Source organism: Burkholderia sp. Bp8984, from assembly GCF_003853755.1.
GTDB lineage: Bacteria > Pseudomonadota > Gammaproteobacteria > Burkholderiales > Burkholderiaceae > Burkholderia.
Genome location: NZ_QTQN01000018.1, coordinates 95,958 through 115,745, shown reverse-complemented (window position 1 = coordinate 115,745; position 19,788 = coordinate 95,958). Strand labels below are relative to the sequence as shown.

Genomic DNA, 19,788 nt, shown 5'->3' with positions numbered 1-19,788 from the left:
CGGACCTCGGAAGTGGGCCCGGCCGTTCGTTGAGATGAATCTTAGGTCAATCTATTTGACAAATAAATGGCCGTGGAGATAATGACTGTCGCTATGGAGTGGACAATATGGAACTCAACGACCTGAGGATCTTCGTCGCGACCGTCGATGCCGGCAGCTTCACGGCGGCGGCCGACCAGCTGATGCTGTCCAAGCAGTTCGTGAGCCGGCGCACGATGGCGCTCGAGGCGTCGCTCGGCGTGCGTCTGCTGCATCGCAACACGCGCAATCTCGCGGTCACGGAATCGGGGCAGGAGTTCTATGCGCGCGCGCAGCGGATCCTCGCCGAGGTCGCCGACGCCGAGCAGGCGATGTCGGTGCGCAGCACCGAGCTGCACGGCTCGCTGAAGATCAGCGCGCCGCTGTCGTTCGGGATCACGCACGTGTCGCCGCTGATCGCGGAATTCCTGTCCGCGCATCCGGCCGTGCGGCTGAACGTCGACCTGACCGACCGGCGGGTCGACCTGATCGGCGAGGGCTTCGACCTCGTGCTGCGGATCGGCACGCTCGAGGATTCGACGCTGATCGCGCGAGCGCTCGGCGCGTGGCAGATGATCGCGTGCGCGAGCCCCGCTTACCTGAAGCGGCACGGCGCGCCCGCGACGCCGGCCGACCTCGGCGGCCATACGTGCCTGATGTACGGGCGCGAGCGGCGCGTCGGCTGGGAATTCCGGGTCGACGGGGTGGCGCGCACCTTCGACGTGCAGGGGCCGCTCGTCGCGAACAACGGCGAAGTCGTGCGCGACGCGGCGATCGCGGGGCTCGGCATCGCGCTGCTGCCGCATTTCATCGTCGGCGCGGCGCTCGACAGCGGCGCGCTCGTGCCGGTGCTCGACGCATACGCGCCGCCGCCGATCACGCTGAACGCGGTGTTTCCGCAGCACCGTGAAGGATTCGTCACGCTGCGGACGTTCATCGGGTTTCTGGCCGAGCGGCTGGGGAAGGCCGTGCCGGCGGCGAACGGCGGCGCGGACCGGCGGCGGTAGAGGCGCGGGCGTGCGGCGCGTGCGGTGAATCGAAGCGTAATCTCCGCAGGATTTGCGGAGATTGTTGAGTCGTGCGGTGAATCGGTGGGATAATCTCCGCATCATGAGCGGAGATTACACCTTCATCTGGCAGTCGTCCGACTGGCCCGCCTGGCGCTTCGACCTTCCGGCACTCGCGACGTCACTGGCCGATGTCAGCCGTGCGCAAGGTGCGCTGGCCGGGAGACTGGCGGATGTCGGCCTCGCACTGCGCGATGAGGCCAGCCTGGCCGCATTGACGGAGGATGTCGTCAAGACCAGCGCCATCGAGGGCGACAACCTGAACGTCGCATCGGTCCGATCGTCGATTGCGCGCCGGCTCGGCGTCGATATTGGGGCGCTGGCGCCGGTTGATCGCCATGTCGAGGGCGTGGTCGACATGGTGCTGGACGCGACGGCCCGTTCGGCGGAGGCGGTGACCGAAGCCCGACTGCGCGGGTGGCATGCGGCGCTTTTTCCGACCGGCTATTCCGGGATGTCGCGGATCACCGTCGGCGCGTGGCGTACGGATGCGAGCGGGCCGATGCAGGTGGTGTCCGGGCCGATCGGCCGGCAACGCGTGCATTTCGAAGCGCCGCCTGCCGCGCGCCTGCCGAACGAGATCGAGCGCTTCCTGCGGTGGTTCAATGCGACACCGGTCGAGCCCTTGCTGATCCGGGCCGGCCTGGCCCACCTGTGGTTCGTCACGCTCCACCCGTTCGACGACGGCAACGGCCGTATCGCGCGAGCGCTTGGGGATCTGGTTCTGGCGCGCGCTGATCGGAGCCCGCAGCGCTTCTACAGCCTGTCGGCGCAAATCCAGCGCGAGCGCAATGCGTATTACGACGTGCTGGAGCGCACGCAGCGCGGTTCGCTGGACGTCACGGCATGGCTCGCGTGGTTTCTGGATGCGCTGGGCCGGGCCGTCGATCACGCGCACACGACGCTCGATGCGGTCCTGATCAAGGCGCGCTTCTGGCAGCGATGTGCGGGCCTCGCGATGAACGAACGTCAGGTCAAGGTGATGAATCGCCTGCTCGATGGTTTCGAAGGGAAGCTGACCACCAGCAAGTGGGCCGCCCTCGCGAAGTGCTCGCAAGACACGGCGCTGCGTGATATCGAGCAGCTCGTCGCGCGCGGTGTGCTGCATCGCTCGTCGTCCGGTGGCCGGAGCACGAGTTACGAACTGGTGCCATTCGACGGCTGACGGCTGACGCGTGCTTGCGCTGCAGGCGTTCGCGCGTGTCGCCATCACGGCGTGCACATGCAAGGCCGAGGCATCGTGCGCGTGATCGGTGTGGATGGCGCGCCCGGTTCGGGTTACGCTTCGGCGGGCGGGGCGAGTGCCGCATGCCGCGCCGGGCATTTTTACCTCGAACGTTGCGGGCATGGCGTTTCTACAGGCCCGCGAACCAGCGACGATCCAGGCCATGACAACCCAGAACCGATCGAATGCTCGCGCCGGCGAGCGAGGGCAAGCCGCGCTTCGCGGCCGGCATGCGCGGAGCGTGAGCCCGCGAGCCGCCATGATGTTGGCAATACTGACGATCGCGCCGATGGCCGCGCAGGCGGCCGGCTTCGACTGCGCGAAAGCCGCTTCGCCGACCGAGAAGACGATCTGCGCGGACGCCGGGCTGTCGAAGCTCGACGGCCAGCTGGCGGCGGTGTGGAAGAACACGCTCGCGAAAGGCGGCGATACCGCCGCGCTGAAGGCGACGCAGTTGAAATGGCTCAAGCAGCGCGATCGCTGCGGTAACGATGCATCGTGCCTCGGCGATCGCTATCGCGAGCGGCTCGCGAGCCTGAACGGCGCGCCGCTTGCGGCCGACCGCTGGCAACAGACGTGGTATCGCGACAGCGACAACCCGTCGCTCGGCGGCGTGCTGACGTTCACCGGCACGGCACCGCGTCTGCATTTCGAACTGAGCGGCAACAATGGCGCGAATACCGGTGGACTCGACGGCGATATCGACCTGCGCGGCGAGCGCGGCACGTTTCGCCAGGATCGATGCCGGCTCGATTTCAGCCGCAAGGGCGGCCGCGTGCAGGTCGCGCAGCAGGGCGGCGATGCCGATTGCGGCGCCGGTGCGGGCGTCGTGTATTCGGGCGAGTACGTGACGGCGTCGAAGGCGCAGGCGAGCCAGGCGGCTGACCTCGTGACGCTGAAGGTGCTGGCCGACGCGCACCAGAACGCGATCGCGCACACGCTGCTCGGCGCCGACTATCAGACGCTCGTCGATACGATCAACACCAGCGCGGACGAGCAGGATCTTGACGGCCTGAACGCCGACGTGAAGTCGTACTGGGTGCGCGGCATCGCGACGACGAACGCCGCGATCGTGATGCGCCGGGGCACAGAGTTGTGGATCGGGCTGCTCGTGTTCGATGCCCATGACAAGGTGCGCATGCGCTACTACTCGAACGTGCCGGCGTGGAAAAAGACCGTGCCGAAGACCATTCGCGCCTGGCACGACAATCTCGACAAGACGCTGCCGATCGATTTGATGTGATCCGGCGGGCGGATGCGCCGTGCGTGACGAGGCCCTGGTCTTGGGCCAACGCTCTTCGCGATCGACGGCCGGCCATCCTGGCGACTGTCTTCAAGCTCGGCCGTGATGCGAGCGGCATCCGGCAAGATGTCCGCACCGGAAGAGATCTACCTTTGCTGTCTCGGGGTGGGGCAAATTCGGCGGCGAACCGTGGGTTCACGATTCGCTGGTCGCCGACAGCTGCCCGTCATTCGAGCGTATACGTCAACGTGCCATATCCCAGTTGATCGAAGCCGCCGCTGTTGGGACCATAGTCGCCTCCGCCGCCTTCCGGCGCGACCTTGCGGGCAAAGGCCTCCACGTCCGGCGCGGAGAGCCCTTTCAGCACGACGTAGTGGTTATAGACGAGTGCCCATACAGGGCGCTCGTTACCGCGCGAATTCGGCGAGATGACGGGCTGCGTGACATCGCTGTTCGTGTATTGCGTGTAAGGCACGTCCCTCCCGAGGTTGTATCGAGCGGCGTATTCCGCTGCGCGCAGGAACCGGTTGTCGTCATATCCGTAAAGATCGTCTCCCTGGCTCCAGGCCATCTGGCAGAACGCCCCGAGCAGCGCAATATCGAGCATGGCATGCCCCTGGTCGCGCCCGCTTTCCTGCAGCTGACCCAGCCCGTCCGGATACAACTTCCACACCACGTGTTCGATCGAGCCGTTGCCGGCGCCGTGCCTGAAATAGTCGACCGCTTCGGCGTAGATGTCGTGGCGATCGGTCAGGATCCCGATCGCCAGCATGGACGCCATGTTGGCGAGATCCCAGTTGGCCCAGTAGTGGTCGATCCTTGCGCCGTTGTGCCGAACCAGGAAGTCGTGGTTCATGGGATAGAACACGCCGAGCATCATCGACTGGAAACGCCGGAAGTCGTCGGCGCGCCACAGGGGAGACGTGCGCAGGATTTCGCCCGCGTTCGCCAACTGGTAGCCGTAAATACCGGAAGCCAGGAACTTGTCGGAACTGCCGCCGATCATCGTCAGCGTGCGTGACCACGCGTTCAGGACTCCTATCGCATGTTGCGCGTAGGCGTCGTCGCCGGTGATCTTCCACCGAAGTGCAAGCGCGTAGGCCGCGGCGGCATCATTGAAGAGGGTCGCGTAATTTTCCGGGTGGTCGGGGTTTCGGCCGCGATAGATGGCCGGCTGCGGATTCGGCTTCCAGTCGAGCGAAGCATGCCGATTGGCAACCAGGCGTTGCCAGCCGTCGAACCAGGGCTGCCGCCGCGCGGCGACGTTCTCGCGCATGCGCGTGAAATCGCTCGCCGTATGCAGCAGGCCGGGGTGCACAAAAGGCGCGCCGGCCATCCGGGCGCCGGGCACGGTCTTCAGTTGCGTGCCGGTGGGCGACCGAGATGAAACGGTCGCGTCGGCAGGGTGCTGCGCCACGGCGGCGCACGCGCCCAGCATCACCACGCAAAGAACCGGGAGCGCGGCTGCTGTTCGCAAGGACGGACGAAATGCCATATGGCTCCGATAATGGTTGCGCGGTCTTGCCGAAAAAGAACCGGCATGGATTCGAACCGGGACCGTCGCACGATGAACGGGCCGCCGGGAGAAAGCTGCCTTGCCGAGTATGAACGGTCATCGCGACGCGGCGGTTGACAGTAAGCACGCCGTAAAGAATCGTTTGGATTCTTCGCATGCCTTGCGCCCGCCCGCTATCTCCTGTGCAACTGCCGCCCCCCCTCGAATGTCACATCCTGCGATCGATTTGGCGCGCATTGCATGTGTCCGATCGCGGTTCAACAGCTAAGCTGTTACCGCACACCGGATCACGTCCGGCCATCATCGACCTTTGGTGCACACCCATGGCACGCAACCTCACTTTCTCTCTGGATATCGCATGGCGCACGCTGCTGAAGGACTTCGGCGTGCAGGCCGACCACGTGCTGCGCAGGGCGCGTCTGCCTGAAGACCTGTTTCATCGCGCAGATCGCGGGCTCGACACGGACGAGTACTTCCGCTTCTGGCGCGCGCTGGAGCTGGAAGCGAACGACCCCATGTTTCCGTTGCGCCTCGTCGAGATGGTCTCGGCCGAGGTATTCGATCCGCCGCTGTTCGCCGCCCTGTGCAGTGCCAACCTGATGCAGGCGGTGCAGCGCCTGGCCAAATACAAGCAACTTGTGGCGCCCATGAGGCTCGAGGTCGACGTGGATGAGGCCGGATCGCTGACGGTGTCGCCGCGCTGGTTGTCGGTGCAGACCGAGTTGCCCTATTCGCTGCAGGTGGCCGAGGTCGCGTTCTTCCTGCGGCTGGCTCGCCTGGCCACACGCGAGCCCGTGCAGGCATTGCGGGTGGCCCTGCCCCAGCTTCCGCCCGCCAGCTGTGCGCCGCGCTACCAGCGCTTCTTCGGCGTGCCCGTTCAACGTGGCGAGCGTCCGGCCATTACCTTTGGCGCCACCGATGCCCTGCGCCCGTTCCTGACCGTGAACGAAGGCATGTGGCGCGTGTTCGAGCCCGAACTGCGCCGTCGGCTCAGCGAACTGGACGCCACAGCCACGATGGCCGAGCGCGTGCGTGCGGTGCTGCTGGAGCTGCTGCCCGGCAACACGGCCACCATCGAGAAAGCCGCCGAGCGCCTGGGGCTCAGCAAGCGCACGCTACAGCGCCGCCTCGAAGACGAAGGGGAGAATTTCCGCTCGCTGGTGAACACCACCCGGGAAAGTCTTGCCCGCCACTACCTCGGGAGCACGACGATGACTGCCGGCGAAATCGCCTTCCTGCTCGGTTTCGAAGATCCCAACTCCTTTTACCGCGCCTTCCTGGAATGGACCGGGCAGACGCCGGATACCGCGCGCAATGCCATGCGCCTGAACTGAGAACGACACTCATGACCCTGCAAGAGAAACAACGCAAAGTGCTGCTGGCAGGTGCCACCGGACTCGTGGGCGGCCTGATGCTGAAGGCCCTGCTGGCCGACCGGACGGTCTCGGAGGTCCATGCGCTGAGCCGCCGCCCGCTGGCTGTGCGCGACCCCAGGCTCCAGGTCCACCAGGTGGATTTCGGCTGCTTGCCCGCGCTTGCGCAGGTCGACGAGGTGTACCTGTCCATGGGCACCACGATCAAGGTGGCCGGCAGCAAGGCGGCCTTCCGCGCGGTGGACTTCGATGCCAACCTGGCCGTGGCGCAGGCCGCATTTGCGGCGGGCGCGCGGCGCGTGGGGCTGGTCAGCGCCGCAGGGGCGAATGCCCGGTCGTCCATGTTCTATACCCGCGTCAAGGGCGAACTGGAAGATGCGCTCAAGGCCATGCCCTTCACGGCGCTGGTCATCGCGCAACCTTCGCTGCTGCTGGACTACCGGGACGGCCTGGGCCAGGCCACGCGGTACGGCGAGATCATCGCGATCCCCGTCGCCAGACTGCTCGCGCCGATCCTGCCCGGCGCCTACAGGCCCGTACACGCCGAGGCCGTTGCCCAGGCGCTGGTACGAACCGTTCCCACGTCCCGGGGCGTGGTGATTCTGCCTTCTGCCGAACTGGCCCGGCTCGGCGCCGCGCAGAATTGAGCGGGATGGGAACGCGTTGGCTGCGCGCAGGCTTGCCTTGGATGCTGGCGGTCAGCCTGCTGAGCGCATGTGCCGGCGCGCCGAAGCGGGCGCGGCCCGGCTTCGAGGGCCTCTGGCTGGTCGACGGCGTCTTGCAGGCGCCAGCGGCCGTGCCGCCTGTCGCACCGTTTGCCGCCAGACCCCGGTTGGCCCTCGTGCTGGGTGGCGGGGGGCTGCGCGGCTTTGGGCACGTCGGCGTGTTGCAGGCGCTGGAAGAAGCCGGCATCCGCCCGGATCTGGTCGTGGGCACCTCCGTCGGCGCCATCATCGGTGCGGCCTATGCGTCGGGCCGCTCGCCCGGCCAACTCGGGCAGCAGGCCAACAGCATGCGGATGCGCGCGCTGGTCGATGTTGCCCTCGGCGGTCCCGGCTTCGTCAAGGGCGAGGCGCTGGCGAGCTGGGCCAACGGCCTGGTCGGCGGGCAAGCCATCGAGCGCTTCCCGGTGCGTTTCGCCGCCGTCGCCACGGACCTCGACCAGTCCCGGCCCTACGTGATCACGCGAGGTGACGCCGGCCAGGCGCTGCGTGCGTCGGCCGCGATTCCCGGCGTGTTACTGCCGGTGCAGGCCGGCGGCCACCTGCTGGTCGATGGCGGCGTCGCCGCACTGGTGCCGGTGCGGGCAGCGCGTGCGCTGGGCGCCGACGTCGTGATCGCAGTGGACATCTATTGCCACGGACCGCAATACCCCTCCAGTTCGGCGGTGTCGATGTGGTTGCGTGTGTCGCAGGCACAAAGCTGCTTGCTCTCGGGTCCGGAGGCCGCGTCGGCCGACGTGCTGATCGCTCCGCCGATCGCGCCCGCGGGCATGGATGATGCCGAGGGCCGGGAAACGGCACGGCGCCTGGGCTACGAGGCTGTCGTCGCGCAATTGCCTGCCATCCGGTCGGTCTTGCAGCGCCACGGCCTTGCAGCCCAGGTTGCACAGGCGCGAACGAAATCGCCCTGAGCCACGTTCAGGCTGGCGCCGATCGCCATCCCTCTGGCGCGCGTGGCGAGTTCGCTGCGCAGCGTGGCCCTCTATGGTGAAGGCATCTTCACTCCATGAGGTTTCGCGATGATCGCCCGACGCAATCTTCTTTCCGCCGCCCTGGTGATTGGGCTGCTGGCCAGCCAGACGACCTTCGCGCAGGACGGCTGGTCGCTCGCCAGGCAGGCCGATGGCATCAGGGTCTACGTGCGCAACGTCGACGGATCGCCGCTGCGCGAATTCCGCGGCGAGGTGCAGATCCGGGCTACCCCCGATGACGTCGTCAAGGTGCTGCGTGACGCCGATGCCTACCGTCAATGGATGCCCGACGTGGCCGCTTCCCAACTGCTCAAGGCCACCGACACCGAGCAGTTCCATTACCTCGACAACAAGGCGCCCTGGCCGGTTTCCAACCGCGACGGCATCTACCACTTCACCTACACGAAGGCCGGCGACGGCGCGGTCACCGTGCGCGTGGAGGCGGTCCCCGACTACCTGCCGTTGCGCGAGGGCAAGGTGCGGATTCCGCAGGCCAAAGGTCAGTGGAAGCTGGTGCCCGACGCAGAGGGTGTGAAAGTCACCTACCAGATGCATGCATCCCCCGGCGGCGCCATTCCCGACTGGCTGGCCAACCGGACAGTGGTGGACACGCCCTACGGGACGCTCAAGGCACTGCGCAGCCGTGTGCAGGAGGCCGGCCGATGACCATCGCGCCCCGTGCGGCGGCGCGGATCGCAAGTCGTTTGGCGCATGACGCGAGGCAAGCGGCCTGCTTTTCCTGAAAAGCTAGCGGCAATTCAACAAAACGAGGTGCGACATGTCCACCACAGGAAAGAGAAAAACGGCTTTGGTCACCGGCGCATCGTCAGGCATGGGCAAGGCCATTGCCCAGCGCCTGATCAAGGACGGCTATCAGGTCTATGTCGCTGCACGCAGTGTTGACAAGATGGACGACCTGGCGCGACTCGGCGCCGAGCCGCTGCGCATGGACCTCTCCAGGGACGACGAGATCGTCGACGGCGTCAAGTTCATCCTGTCCCGGACGGGCGGGGTGGACGTGCTGGTCAACAACGCGGGCTTCGGCCTGTATGGGCCGGTCGAGGAAATCGGCATCGACGAGGCGCGCTACCAGTTCGAGGTCAACCTGTTCGGCGCCGCGCGGCTCACGCAACTCCTGCTGCCGGCCATGCGGGCCAGGCGCTCGGGATACATCGTCAACATCACCTCGATGGGCGGCAAGATGTACAGCATCCTGGGGGCCTGGTACCACGCGACCAAACACGCACTGGAAGGCTGGTCGGACTGCCTGCGCCTCGAAGTGGCCGAGTTTGGCATCAAGGTCGTGATCGTCGAACCGGGCGTGATCGAGACGGGCTTCGGTGATGCCGCCACCGACAGCATCGTCAAGCGCTCGGCCAGCGGCCCGTATGGCCGCCTGGTGCAGATGGTGGCCAAGTCGATCAAGAAGACATACGGACACGGCACCGGTAGCGATCCGCGCGTGATCGCGGACGTGGTCTCCAAGGCCGTCTCCAGTCGCAAGCCGCGCACGCGCTATGCGGCCGGCAAGTTCGCCAAGATGCTGATCCGCATGCGCGTCTGGCTAGGCGACCGCATGTTCGACCGCATCATCCTCAGTCAGACGCGCTGACAGACCGTACGGCTTTTTTCCCCAACATGGAGGTATGCGATATGACATCGAAAGTCTGGTTCATCACGGGCGCCGCACGCGGATTCGGGCGCATCTGGGCAGAAGCCGCACTCGCGCGCGGCGACAGGGTGGCTGCAACGGCCCGCAACGCCGGCTCACTGGACGTGCTTGCGGAGCGCTATGGCGACCGCGTACTTCCCTTGGCCCTGGACGTGACCGATGCGCAGCAGGTTGCGGACGCAGTCACGCAGGCGCACCAGCATTTCGGGCGACTCGACGTGGTGCTGAACAACGCCGGCTACGCGTTGGTCGCCGCCATCGAAGAAGCCACGGTCGACGACGTGAAAGCCGAATTCGAGACGAACTTCTTCGGTGCGCTGCGCGTCATCCAGGCTGCGCTGCCTGTCCTGCGCAGCCAGCGCAGCGGGCATATCCTGGGCGTCTCCAGCGTGGCGGGCATCGTGGCCGGTCCCATTTCCGGCTTCTACAACGCCTCCAAGTGGGCGCTGGAAGCCCTGCACGACAGCCTGGCGCAGGAAGTCGCCAACTTCGGCATCAAAGTGACGCTGATCGAGCCCGGTGCCTACGCGACCGACTTCGCGAGTCCCGCGTCCCTGAAGATCGCCGAGGGGCTGGAGGCCTACGCAGCGCTGCGTCAGCAAGCGTTCGCGCGGGGTGCGGCCATGGAATTCGGCGAGCCGCAGGCCACGGCGCAGGCCGTGCTGCAGGTCGTCGATACGGACAAGCCGCCGTTGCGTTTGTTCCTGGGCACCGAGGGCATGCCCGTCGTGCGCGCGGCCTATGCGGCGCGACTGGCCGAGTGGGAGCAATGGGAGGCCGTATCGAATGCGGCCCAGGGCGTCTCGATCCGCCAGGCCATCGTCACCTGAGGTCATGCCGTGGCCGGTGCCATCGGCATGTCCGGCGGGTGCCGTCCGGCGTATTCGCGGGCCGAGGGGGCCTCGACGCTGCGCTGGCCGGCCCACCGCCGATCGCCGGCGGCCTTTGCATGGAAGGGAAAGCCGCGATAGCCCTTTCGTGTGCGATGCCCCGCCGGCCGCCTATGACGCGTTTGTTACGTGACAATTGTCCACTAAATTGAGACAGCCAATCTTGTTGTGACGGATTGATGATTTCCGGTGAGACAGTAGACTGCACCCGTGCTTCGCCAGAACCGCTCCGCAGCGCGCCACGACGGTGCGACCGGACGGATTCTTCGGCAGCGGGCCGGCCGGCCCGCGGTTCGATCGTGCGAGGCGGGTTCGTTGTCGATCCGTGGGTTCGCCGTTGCGGCGGACGTCGGCACCGAATGCGTCAAACCGTCAAATCAAGGTGATTGCTATGCGTTACGTTTCGCTGGAGTCGAAGAAGGACGAGCTGCTGCTGGCGGCTCGCGTGCTGCTGATGATCCTGTTCGTGCTGTTCGGCTGGCAGAAGCTGAACGGCTTCTCGGGCACGGTCGCGTACATGGCGTCGACGGGTGCGCCGTCGCCGGAGCTGTCGGCGGTGATCGCGGTGGCGGTCGAGCTGGTCGGCGGCGCGCTGATCGCGGTCGGCTTCTATACGCGTCCGCTCGCGCTGGTGTTCGCGGTCTATACGCTCGCGACCGCGTTGATCGGGCATCGCTACTGGGCGCTGCAGGGCATGGACCAGTACCTCGCGATGATCAACTTCTACAAGAACATCAGCATCATCGGCGGGCTGCTGTTGCTCGCGGTGAGCGGGCCGGGGCGGTATTCGTTCGACCGGAAGTAAGCGGGCGCGAGAATTCGTGCTGCACGACGGGCCCGGTGCGTGGAAGCGCACCGGGCCCGTGTTTCATCATCCGCCCGTCGTCGACGGGCGAGCGAAATCGACATCGGTTGCCGGTTCTCGTATAGATTGGGGCCCCTCATCCGCTCTCATCGTTGGCTACCGTGTCGCACCCGACCATCCTTCTCATCGGCGCGTCCGGCCTGCTCGGCCGTGCGGTCGCCGCATCGTTGTCCCGCGCAGCGTCGCTGACGCTCGTCGCAACCATCCGGAACCCGGACGCCGCGGGCGCACGGCGCCTCGCATTGCCGCCGGAAAACATCGTCCGACTCGACGTGCTCGATCAGCCGGCACTCGAACGTCTGTTCGACACGCGCCGCCCGGCCGCCGTGATCATCTGCGCGGCCGAGCGCCGCCCGGACGTCTGCGAACGCGACCCCGCGGCCGCGCGCGCGATCAACGTCGACGCGCCGGCCCGTATCGGCGCGCTCGCCGCGCGCTACGGCGCCTGGACGCTCGGCATCTCCACCGACTACGTGTTCGACGGCAAGGCCGCGCCGTACCGCGAAGATGCCGTGCCGAACCCGCTGAACATCTACGGCCGCACCAAGCTGGAAGGCGAGGCCGCGTTGCTCGCCGCGTCGCCGCTTGCCTGCGTGCTGCGCCTGCCGTTGCTCTACGGCCCGATCGTCGACTGGCGCGAGTCGGCCGTCACGAGCCTCGTGCCGGCGATCGTCGCGTCCGCGCGAGCGGGCGCGGATGCGGTCGGCATGGACGCGTGGGCGATCCGCTATCCGACCTACACGCCGGACGTGGCGGACGTGATCCGCGACCTGACGCTGCGCCAGCTCGCGGGTTCGCCGGTCACGGGCATCCGTCATTGGTCGGGTGAGGAACCGATGACGAAGTACGACATCGCGCAACGGATCGCGGCCGCGCTCGGCATCGACGCCGCGCTCGCGCGGATCGACACGCCGGCCGATGCGACGCCGCGTCCGTACGACTGCCATCTGGATGCATCGCGCGTGCGCGCACTCGGGATCGATCATGTGACACCGTTCGCGACGGGGCTGCAAGCCGTGTTGCGCGACGCACCGCCGCTGCCGTAAGCGCGGCGCGCCGCAATGCCGCAACGTGTGGCAGCGGTCGGCGCCGGGGCGCGGCTGGACGTTACACCGCGCAACATTCCCGTTTGGGGGAAGCGTCCGGGCCGCAAGGCGGCCCGTCCGGTTCGCCGATACCCTGGCGCATTCGAAAAATCACGCGAGCAAGCGAGAGCCGATCGCGGCGTGTCTTCGTATCGGATGCGATCGCGCGCGCGACCTCGTGCGTGCCCGTTCCCGACCGACTGCTTTCCGGCCGCGTTGCCGGACGAAGCGAAACGTTACGTCATCCATATCGATGTCGACACGTTCCATGCGCCGTGGCTCGGGACGAGCGCAGCTGAATCGGGGTTGATCGTGTCACCTGTCATCGTGATTGCGTCCGCAACTGTGGGTTGCATCCGCAATCGTGGATCGATTCAGCAGTGCCGGCGACGTGCTGAGGATTTCGCGCTTACGACCCTACTGCGATTCGAGCCATGTGGCGACCGCATTGGCGTCGTCGGCATCCAGCGTATGAGCAACGGCTGTCATGACGGGGGAATTGGCACGTGTCTCGTTCTTGAAGAACTCGATCTGCCGAAGCAGATAGTTCACGTGTTGTCCGGCAAGCCGCGGGAACGCGCCGGCACCCTGGCCCTGCGGGCCATGGCACGACGCGCATGCCGGGGTCCCCCGGTCCGGTACGCCATGCTCGAAAATATCCTTCCCCCTGGCCATCAGCGCGGCGTTGCCTGCCTTGCCATGCACCGGTTCCTGATGCGAGTAATAGGCTGCAAGCGATGCAATCGTCGCATCGTCGAGCCGCGACGCAATACCCCACATATACTCGCGCGCATGCGTCTCGCCCCGCGTGTGCTCGCGGAAGCCCTTGAGCTGCACAGTGAGATATTCCGGCGTCTGGGCGCTTAGGCGCGGGAACATGGGTGATTCGCTGTGTCCCCGTGCACCGTGGCAAGTGGCACAGACCTGCCGAGCCAGTTGCTCCCCGTCCTCGGCGCGTGCGTGCGACGGGACGCCGCCGATCGCGATGACGATCGGTAGCAGTGACATTGGCAAGAAAAACATCTTGTTCATCTTTCTTTGCTTCCAGTCGAACCGCGGTACAGCCAAACAGCCGGTATCGGTCGCTTGCGTTGGTATCGATGTCTTCCCTGGCGGCCTCATGCTTGCGTAGCGATACTGAATACAGTGTGAGAGCGCCGGAGACGGATATCTTGATTGAAGTCAAATACGAGTGTATTTTGCCGCTCGCCGCGGGTGCTTTGCCGGTCCATCGCAGTCGCCCGTCTTTCACACGATCGCGCTGACGGCGGAGCGCATCCGGACCTCGAAAACCAGGTGCCGGATCGATGACGAGCACGAGCGATTCAGTCGGCAGGGCACCTGTTCGAATCGGCCGACGCATGCCGACTTCGCGCGTTGCCGGGCCGGCACACTCTTTGATCTCCCTCAAGGCCGTCGCGTCGGCACACTTTGATGTCGAGCCGCAGCCGACCAAGATGGAAATTGTGGGCACTGGCTGACGGGCTCGCCGAGCAAGCGAGTCGATCGAGCGATCGCCAGTGCATTCCGCCTGTTTCCGTGAGGTCTGGTATGTCGTCGTTGGGGCCGCGGGCCGCGATCACCGTCATCCTCCGTGAGCACGAGCGGCTGTCTGCCGTCGTCGAGGGCATGCGGCGCTATGTCCATCTGCTTGCGGCTGGCAAGCCCGTTCCGGGTCTCATGGTGTTCCGGGCGATGCTCTATTACATTCGAGAGTACCCCGAGCAGATACATCATCCGAAAGAGGAGCGCTACCTGTTTGCACCATTGCGGGATGTGGCTTCCGAATTCGACGGCGTGATCGACGAACTGGAGACTCAGCACGCGCGAGGTGACGGGATGTTGACCAATCTCGAACACGCGCTGACCCGGTACGAGTTGAAGGGGGCGCCCGCATTAGCGGCACTGGTGGCGCTGGTGGATGAATATGCCGAGTTCTATTCGGATCACCGGTTTACCGAGGAGACGCTGATTTTGCCGGCCGCGAGACGTTTGCTGTCAAACGAGGACTGGGCGGAACTTGACCTCGCCTTCGGAGCCAATCGCGATCCATTCGACGGGGTCAAGCTCGAAGCCGATCTCGGCAAGCTGTTCTCGATGATCGTCAATGCGATTCCGGAAACGGAAGATTAGCGGTTCGCGCGTGGGTCTGGGCCGAGGCCCTCGACCGAGCCAGGATTCCGGCTCCGTGTGTGCGACGCACTCAGCATGCGTCGTCTGCAAACAGCCGGTGCTCGGGTTCGGCCTGCTCGGTATCGAGACATTGCACGCGCCAGCGACCGGCATCCGGCGCGTGATGGGCATGCGGGTACCAGCGTGCCATGCCGGATGCGCCGACACTTGGCGCTTCGGCATTGCCGGACGCGAAGCCGTCAAGGACGATGAGCGGACGGCTGGCGTCGGGCACGGCAAGCCGGATGCCGTCGCCGGTCCGGGCAAGCGTCCCCCATGAGGGCATTGCCATCGCGTAGTGGCCTTCACACGACCACTTTTGCTCGTCGAAATCAAGCCAGACGATCGCATACGCCGACGGGCCGGCATGCGCGAACGTGTCGAGATGAACGGTGATGCGCATGGCGGATTCCTGTGATGAGTGACTGCGACATCCGGTGAGAGGGCATGGGTCCAGTCTAGGTTTGGCCGTGCGCCCGGCCTTGACGCACGTCAAGCGGTCAACGGGCATGACGGCCATCGACGATCGCTGGCTCGACGACTTCGGTCGTGGTTTTCTCGTGACGCTGACGACAAGCGTCGCGGCGGCTGCCGCCTGATCCTGACCAACTGCATCCGCCACGGGCCGGCGTCGCGGAATCGCGCCGCGCATCCGGATTTCCGCGGACATCTGGCCGGACGCGTCGCCCACGCAAGCGCGCTGAGCGCCGCGCGCGGTGCGAAGCTGCATGCGCGGATCGCGCGGGACGGGTGCCGCTTCGGCACGTGAAACGCCGCGCCGGCGTCGAGGCTCGCGGGCCAAGGCCGGCGAGTGTGCGCCGGACCGCAAAAGTCCTCGAACATGACGGATGCGCACTGCTATCATTCGCGCCATGCCGCGCCTGTGCCAGGGTGCGGCGCCAGGCGGCGAGGAGGTCGCCGCCGAAGGCTCGCCGCGCGTTCGAACGCGGCGCGCCAGGTGTTGCGTGCCGATGTCATGCGGTTTTCGACGATGGTGTTGCGTTCGGCACACTTCGAAACCCTTACAGATGCCGGCAAACGATTCACACATCGCAACACAGATTGGCGGAACTTCGTGATAGGTTCTGCCATCGGAGGTTTTTTGAATAAAAACATGCCCAAAGAGGATGAATACATGACCCAGGCTCTGCAGGAACTCGAAGCACAACTTCGGGACCTGAACATCAAGCTGTCGGAAGCCAAGCAGAAGGAGAAGCAAGCCGCACTGGCGGCATTCAGGGAGCAGGTCCAGCTGTTGGGCATCTCGCAGCAGGAAGTGCTGAGCGCCCTCGGCTACATCGTCCAGCGAAAACGCAAGGCGCCTGCCAAGTATTACGATCCGACGACCGGCCGCTCGTGGTCGGGCCGCGGCCCGCGACCCAAATGGCTCGAAGGCCGGGATCTCGATACGCTGCTCGTCGACCGCGAGGCCAAAACCTGGTGGCCCGGGGACGATCAGGGCTGAGTCAGCACCGCGCCGGCCTCACCACTCCCGTTTCATCCCGTTCTTTCGGTGTCCCAGCCTGCTGCGGGATCGCCGGCTTCAACATCTTTCAAATTCATTACCGCCGCTGCCCGCTTCCGTTCCCGGAAGCGGGCAGCGCGGCGCGTTCTGCGTGCGCCCGTGCACGGGCCCGTCATGCGCGGGAACAGGCTTTAGAATGTCGCCCGGACATTTCCGGCGGGACACCATGGCAGCAAACATGAAATCTTCGGCGCTCGACGATCCGGCGGCGCCGCGCGGCGGGCAGGTCGGGGCGTACGCGTGGAAGGCGCTGGCCGGCTCGGCGATCGGCTACGCGATGGACGGCTTCGACCTGCTGATCCTCGGCTTCATGCTGCCGGCGATCACCGCGGCTTTGCAGCTGACGCCCGGGCAGGGCGGCGCGCTCGTCACGTGGACGCTGATCGGCGCCGTCGCGGGCGGCATTTTGTTCGGTGCCCTGAGCGACCGCTACGGCCGTGTGCGCGTGCTGACCTGGACGATCATGCTGTTCGCGGTCTTCACCGGCCTGTGCGCGTTCGCGCAGGGCTTCCGGGACCTGCTCGTGTATCGCACCATCGCGGGCATCGGCCTCGGCGGCGAATTCGGCATCGGCATGGCGCTCGCGGCCGAAGCGTGGCCGGCGAGCAAGCGGGCGCGCGTGTCGTGCTACGTCGCGCTCGGCTGGCAGGCCGGCGTGCTGCTGGCCGCGCTGCTGACGCCGCTGTTGCTGCTCCATATCGGCTGGCGCGGGATGTTCGTGGTCGGCGTGTTGCCCGCGCTGCTCGCATGGGTGCTGCGCAACCGGCTGCACGAGCCGGAAGTCTTCGTGCGGCGCGCGACGCGGCCGCGGGCCAACGCGTTCCGGATGCTCGTCGCCGACGCGCGCACCGCGCGCACGAGCCTCGGCATCGTGATCCTGTGCTCGGTCCAGAACTTCGGCTACTACGGGATCATGATCTGGCTGCCGACCTTCCTGTCGAAGCAGATGGGCTTCTCGCTGACGAAGTCGGGGCTGTGGACCGCGGTGACCGTCGTCGGGATGATGATCGGCGTCTGGACCTTCGGGCAGCTCGCCGATCGTATCGGCCGCAAGCCGACGTTCCTGCTGTACCAGCTCGGCTCGGTCGTGACGGTCATCGCCTACGCGCGCCTGTCGGACCCGACGGCGATGCTGTGGGCCGGCGCGCTGATGGGGATGTTCGTCAACGGGATGGTCGGCGGCTACGGCACGCTGATGTCCGAGGGCTATCCGACCGCCGCGCGCGCGACCGCGCAGAACGTGCTGTGGAATATCGGCCGTGCGGTCGGCGGCTTCGGGCCGGTGGCGGTCGGCGCGCTGGCCGCGCGCTACTCGTTCCAGACGGCGATCGCGCTGCTCGCCGGCCTCTACGTGCTCGACATGGTCGCGACGCTGTTCCTGATCCCCGAGCTCAAGGGCGTCGACCTCGAATGACGATGCGCGATGCGTGGCCGGGTTTCGCAGCCAGGTGCCGCGCCGCGGTTCAATTCAACGATTCATCACATCACCGGAATACATGATGCAACGCAACCACCGAACGATCGGCGTGATGGGCTCGGGCAAGGAACCGTGGCTCGCGTTTTCCGAGCCGCTCGGCGCATGGCTCGCGCAGGCCGGCTTCAACCTGCTGACGGGCGGCGGCCAAGGCGTGATGCTGGCGGTCGCGCGCGCGTTCGCCGGCGTGCCGGGGCGGGCCGGCCGGTCGATCGGCATCCTGCCGACGCAGGCCGATCCGCACGCGGGCTTCGTGCCGCTCGACGGCTACCCGCATCCGTTCGTCGAGATCCCGATCCTCACGCCGCTGCCGCGCCGCGAACCGGGCGCCGATCCGCACACCATCAACCGGAACTACGTGAACGTGCTGAGCAGCGACCTGATCGTCGCGCTGCCCGGCGGGCACGGGACCGCCGAGGAGATCGCGCTGGCGCAGCGCTGGCGCAAGCCGCTCATCTGCCTCGGGCCCGACGGCGCGTTTCGCGAGCTCGCCGCGGGCGCGACGTGCACGTCGTCGCTCGACGACGTGATTCGCTTCATCGACGCAGCGTTCGCGGCGGCGTTGCCGCATGCGGAGCCGGCGCAGCGATAGTGCGGCGAGGCCGGGCATCAGTCGCCGGGTGCGAGTGCCGACGGCGGCTGGTCGTGCAGCCGGTCGAGCACGGCCCGTTCGGATCGGCGGTCGTGCATCCGCGGCCGTTTCCCGAACAGCGGATGATCGTCGCGGGAACGCGTCGGTGCGTGCCGGCGATCTGTCGGGGCGGCCCGACTGAGCCGCCCCGTGCTGGTCAGCGCCCCGTCTTCAGTTGCGCCCACAACCGGTTCTGGAGCCGGCGAATCTCGGGCGGCATCGGCTTGAGCAGCGTCATCTTGCTCAGCACCTCGTCGGCCGGATAGACCGACGGATCGCGCGCGATCGCGGGCTTCACGAACTGGCGCGCGGCCTTGTTCGCGGTCGGATAGAACACCGCGTTGGTGATCCCCGCGTTGACCTTCGGGTCCTGCAGGTAGTTGATCCACTTCAGCGCGGCATCGCGGTTCGGCGCATCCTTCGGGATCACCATCATGTCGAACCACAGCAGCCCGCCTTCCCGCGGATTCGCGAAGCGGACCTCGTACGGACGCTTCGCTTCCGCCGCACGGCGATGCGCGATGCCGACGTCGCCGGAATAGCCGAACGACACGCACAGGTCGTTGTTCGCGAGATCGTTGATGTAACCCGACGAGTTGAACTGCGTGATGTACGGGCGCACCTTCTTGAGCACCTCGTATGCGGCGCGGTAATCGGCCGGATTCGTGCTGTTCGGATCCTTGCCCATGTACTGCAGCGTCGCGGCGAACACGTCGACGGCCTGGTCGAGGAACGATACGCCGCAGCTCTTCAGCTTCGCCATGTTGGCCGGGTCGAATACCAGCGCCCAGCTGTCGACCGGCGCCTTGTCGCCGAGCGCCTTCTTCACCGCCTGCACGTTGTAGCCGATGCCGTCGGTGCCATACGCCCACGGCACGCCGTACTGGTTGCCCGGATCGGCATCGGCGACCATCTTCATCAGCAGCGGGTCGAGGTTCGACAGGTTCGGCAGCTTCGTCTTGTCCAGCGGCTGGTAGACGTTTGCCTGGATCTGCTTGGCCATGTAGTTCGACGTCGGCACGACGATGTCGTAGCCGGAGTTGCCCGACAGCAGTTTCGCCTGCAGCGTGTCGTCGCTGTCGTAGTTGTCGTAGCGCACGTGCAGGCCGGTCTGCTTCTGGAAATTCGGAATCGTGTCCGGCGCGATGTAGTCGGACCAGTTGTAGATGTTCAGCTCGCCGGCGGCCTGGGCGTGCGTAGTGACGAAGGAGGCGATGCCCGCGACGGACATCATGGCGGCGGTTGCGATGGTGCGGCGAAGGGTGCGGAGTTGCATGGCTTGTCGTTCGTATCGGGAGGCTCGGCGGTTGGCTGCTCGCCGCGCCACGGTTCAAGGGAT

General features: G+C 66.3%; 19 protein-coding genes and 1 pseudogene. 16 read left to right on the top strand and 4 right to left on the bottom strand.

What is annotated here, in order from left to right:
• Positions 1-107: 107 nt before the first annotated feature.
• The 3 genes from DID98_RS19515 to DID98_RS19505 all read left to right on the top strand — a co-directional run bounded on the left by DID98_RS19515 (position 108) and on the right by DID98_RS19505 (position 3,553).
• Positions 108-1,025: a LysR family transcriptional regulator gene (locus DID98_RS19515; protein WP_124488080.1), complete on the top strand. Its 918-nt coding sequence runs from the start codon at positions 108-110 to the stop codon at positions 1,023-1,025.
• A 103-nt stretch (positions 1,026-1,128) separates the two neighbouring features.
• Positions 1,129-2,250, top strand: a complete 1,122-nt coding sequence (locus DID98_RS19510; protein WP_221622529.1) for a Fic family protein — start codon at positions 1,129-1,131, stop codon at positions 2,248-2,250.
• A 319-nt stretch (positions 2,251-2,569) separates the two neighbouring features.
• Entirely contained in the window at positions 2,570-3,553 is a 984-nt protein-coding gene (locus DID98_RS19505) for a lysozyme inhibitor LprI family protein (RefSeq protein ID WP_260428097.1), read from the top strand.
• A gap of 226 nt (positions 3,554-3,779) precedes the next feature.
• Here DID98_RS19505 and DID98_RS19500 read toward each other — a convergent pair whose 3' ends face one another.
• The gene (locus tag DID98_RS19500) at positions 3,780-5,048 is read right to left on the bottom strand and encodes an alginate lyase family protein (RefSeq protein ID WP_260428096.1); all 1,269 of its coding nucleotides are present in this window, start codon (positions 5,046-5,048) and stop codon (positions 3,780-3,782) included.
• Positions 5,049-5,392: 344 nt separating this feature from the next.
• On the opposite strand from DID98_RS19500, the gene DID98_RS19495 reads away from it, so the two are divergent.
• The 8 genes from DID98_RS19495 (at position 5,393) to DID98_RS19460 (ending at position 12,608) form a co-directional block, all read left to right on the top strand.
• Positions 5,393-6,403 (top strand): AraC family transcriptional regulator, encoded by a 1,011-nt coding sequence (locus tag DID98_RS19495; RefSeq protein WP_124571247.1) that lies wholly within the window; start codon positions 5,393-5,395, stop codon positions 6,401-6,403.
• Between the two features lie 11 nt (positions 6,404-6,414).
• Complete coding sequence (locus DID98_RS19490; protein ID WP_124488077.1) at positions 6,415-7,089, top strand: NAD(P)H-binding protein; 675 nt, start codon at positions 6,415-6,417, stop codon at positions 7,087-7,089.
• 41 nt (positions 7,090-7,130) lie between these two features.
• Complete coding sequence (locus DID98_RS19485; RefSeq protein WP_260428095.1) at positions 7,131-8,075, top strand: patatin-like phospholipase family protein; 945 nt, start codon at positions 7,131-7,133, stop codon at positions 8,073-8,075.
• A gap of 108 nt (positions 8,076-8,183) precedes the next feature.
• Positions 8,184-8,801 carry an START domain-containing protein gene (locus DID98_RS19480; protein ID WP_124571245.1) on the top strand — a complete coding sequence of 206 codons (618 nt, stop codon included), beginning with the start codon at positions 8,184-8,186 and terminating at the stop codon, positions 8,799-8,801.
• A gap of 112 nt (positions 8,802-8,913) precedes the next feature.
• On the top strand, positions 8,914-9,747 hold the full coding sequence (locus tag DID98_RS19475; protein ID WP_124571244.1) for an oxidoreductase: 834 nt from the start codon (positions 8,914-8,916) through the stop codon (positions 9,745-9,747).
• 41 nt (positions 9,748-9,788) lie between these two features.
• A complete protein-coding gene (locus tag DID98_RS19470; RefSeq protein WP_124571243.1) occupies positions 9,789-10,637 on the top strand; it encodes an SDR family NAD(P)-dependent oxidoreductase in 849 nt (282 codons plus the stop codon).
• Between the two features lie 451 nt (positions 10,638-11,088).
• Positions 11,089-11,502: a DoxX family protein gene (locus DID98_RS19465; protein ID WP_044847690.1), complete on the top strand. Its 414-nt coding sequence runs from the start codon at positions 11,089-11,091 to the stop codon at positions 11,500-11,502.
• 161 nt (positions 11,503-11,663) lie between these two features.
• Positions 11,664-12,608 carry an SDR family oxidoreductase gene (locus DID98_RS19460; RefSeq protein WP_124571242.1) on the top strand — a complete coding sequence of 315 codons (945 nt, stop codon included), beginning with the start codon at positions 11,664-11,666 and terminating at the stop codon, positions 12,606-12,608.
• Between the two features lie 456 nt (positions 12,609-13,064).
• Here the strand turns inward: DID98_RS19460 and DID98_RS19455 are convergent, their stop codons facing one another.
• Entirely contained in the window at positions 13,065-13,679 is a 615-nt protein-coding gene (locus tag DID98_RS19455) for a cytochrome c (RefSeq protein ID WP_124571241.1), read from the bottom strand.
• Positions 13,680-14,198: 519 nt separating this feature from the next.
• On the opposite strand from DID98_RS19455, the gene DID98_RS19450 reads away from it, so the two are divergent.
• Positions 14,199-14,780, top strand: coding sequence for a hemerythrin domain-containing protein (locus tag DID98_RS19450; RefSeq protein ID WP_124521235.1), 582 nt, complete (start codon positions 14,199-14,201; stop codon positions 14,778-14,780).
• A gap of 70 nt (positions 14,781-14,850) precedes the next feature.
• Here the strand turns inward: DID98_RS19450 and DID98_RS19445 are convergent, their stop codons facing one another.
• Entirely contained in the window at positions 14,851-15,222 is a 372-nt protein-coding gene (locus tag DID98_RS19445; RefSeq protein ID WP_124571240.1) for a DUF3564 family protein, read from the bottom strand.
• 189 nt (positions 15,223-15,411) lie between these two features.
• On the opposite strand from DID98_RS19445, the pseudogene DID98_RS36325 reads away from it, so the two are divergent.
• From DID98_RS36325 to DID98_RS19425, 4 genes and pseudogenes are all read left to right on the top strand, one after another.
• A pseudogene (locus tag DID98_RS36325) lies at positions 15,412-15,588 on the top strand (RNA-directed DNA polymerase); the annotation flags it as partial.
• 366 nt (positions 15,589-15,954) lie between these two features.
• Entirely contained in the window at positions 15,955-16,284 is a 330-nt protein-coding gene (locus DID98_RS19435) for an H-NS family nucleoid-associated regulatory protein (RefSeq protein ID WP_044847685.1), read from the top strand.
• Between the two features lie 226 nt (positions 16,285-16,510).
• Positions 16,511-17,758 carry an MFS transporter gene (locus DID98_RS19430; RefSeq protein WP_124571239.1) on the top strand — a complete coding sequence of 416 codons (1,248 nt, stop codon included), beginning with the start codon at positions 16,511-16,513 and terminating at the stop codon, positions 17,756-17,758.
• Between the two features lie 85 nt (positions 17,759-17,843).
• Positions 17,844-18,410, top strand: coding sequence for a DNA-binding protein (locus tag DID98_RS19425; RefSeq protein WP_044847683.1), 567 nt, complete (start codon positions 17,844-17,846; stop codon positions 18,408-18,410).
• 196 nt (positions 18,411-18,606) lie between these two features.
• Here the strand turns inward: DID98_RS19425 and DID98_RS19420 are convergent, their stop codons facing one another.
• Complete coding sequence (locus tag DID98_RS19420) at positions 18,607-19,683, bottom strand: polyamine ABC transporter substrate-binding protein (RefSeq protein ID WP_409362230.1); 1,077 nt, start codon at positions 19,681-19,683, stop codon at positions 18,607-18,609.
• Between the last annotated feature and the right edge of the window lie 105 nt (positions 19,684-19,788).

Excerpts from the sequence above, each read along its gene's own strand:
- DID98_RS19420 (WP_409362230.1), bottom strand. The coding sequence starts at position 19,683 with ATGATGTCCGTCGCGGGCATCGCCTCCTTCGTCACTACGCACGCCCAG.
- DID98_RS19450 (WP_124521235.1), top strand. The coding sequence starts at position 14,199 with ATGTCGTCGTTGGGGCCGCGGGCCGCGATCACCGTCATCCTCCGTGAG.
- DID98_RS19445 (WP_124571240.1), bottom strand. The coding sequence starts at position 15,222 with ATGCGCATCACCGTTCATCTCGACACGTTCGCGCATGCCGGCCCGTCG.
- DID98_RS19470 (WP_124571243.1), top strand. The coding sequence starts at position 9,789 with ATGACATCGAAAGTCTGGTTCATCACGGGCGCCGCACGCGGATTCGGG.
- DID98_RS19425 (WP_044847683.1), top strand. The coding sequence starts at position 17,844 with ATGCAACGCAACCACCGAACGATCGGCGTGATGGGCTCGGGCAAGGAA.
- DID98_RS19475 (WP_124571244.1), top strand. The coding sequence starts at position 8,914 with ATGTCCACCACAGGAAAGAGAAAAACGGCTTTGGTCACCGGCGCATCG.
- DID98_RS19485 (WP_260428095.1), top strand. The coding sequence starts at position 7,131 with ATGCTGGCGGTCAGCCTGCTGAGCGCATGTGCCGGCGCGCCGAAGCGG.
- DID98_RS19430 (WP_124571239.1), top strand. The coding sequence starts at position 16,511 with ATGGCAGCAAACATGAAATCTTCGGCGCTCGACGATCCGGCGGCGCCG.
- DID98_RS19490 (WP_124488077.1), top strand. The coding sequence starts at position 6,415 with ATGACCCTGCAAGAGAAACAACGCAAAGTGCTGCTGGCAGGTGCCACC.
- DID98_RS19465 (WP_044847690.1), top strand. The coding sequence starts at position 11,089 with ATGCGTTACGTTTCGCTGGAGTCGAAGAAGGACGAGCTGCTGCTGGCG.
- DID98_RS19495 (WP_124571247.1), top strand. The coding sequence starts at position 5,393 with ATGGCACGCAACCTCACTTTCTCTCTGGATATCGCATGGCGCACGCTG.
- DID98_RS19510 (WP_221622529.1), top strand. The coding sequence starts at position 1,129 with ATGAGCGGAGATTACACCTTCATCTGGCAGTCGTCCGACTGGCCCGCC.
- DID98_RS19505 (WP_260428097.1), top strand. The coding sequence starts at position 2,570 with ATGATGTTGGCAATACTGACGATCGCGCCGATGGCCGCGCAGGCGGCC.
- DID98_RS19480 (WP_124571245.1), top strand. The coding sequence starts at position 8,184 with ATGATCGCCCGACGCAATCTTCTTTCCGCCGCCCTGGTGATTGGGCTG.
- DID98_RS19455 (WP_124571241.1), bottom strand. The coding sequence starts at position 13,679 with ATGAACAAGATGTTTTTCTTGCCAATGTCACTGCTACCGATCGTCATC.
- DID98_RS19500 (WP_260428096.1), bottom strand. The coding sequence starts at position 5,048 with ATGGCATTTCGTCCGTCCTTGCGAACAGCAGCCGCGCTCCCGGTTCTT.
- DID98_RS19435 (WP_044847685.1), top strand. The coding sequence starts at position 15,955 with ATGACCCAGGCTCTGCAGGAACTCGAAGCACAACTTCGGGACCTGAAC.
- DID98_RS19515 (WP_124488080.1), top strand. The coding sequence starts at position 108 with ATGGAACTCAACGACCTGAGGATCTTCGTCGCGACCGTCGATGCCGGC.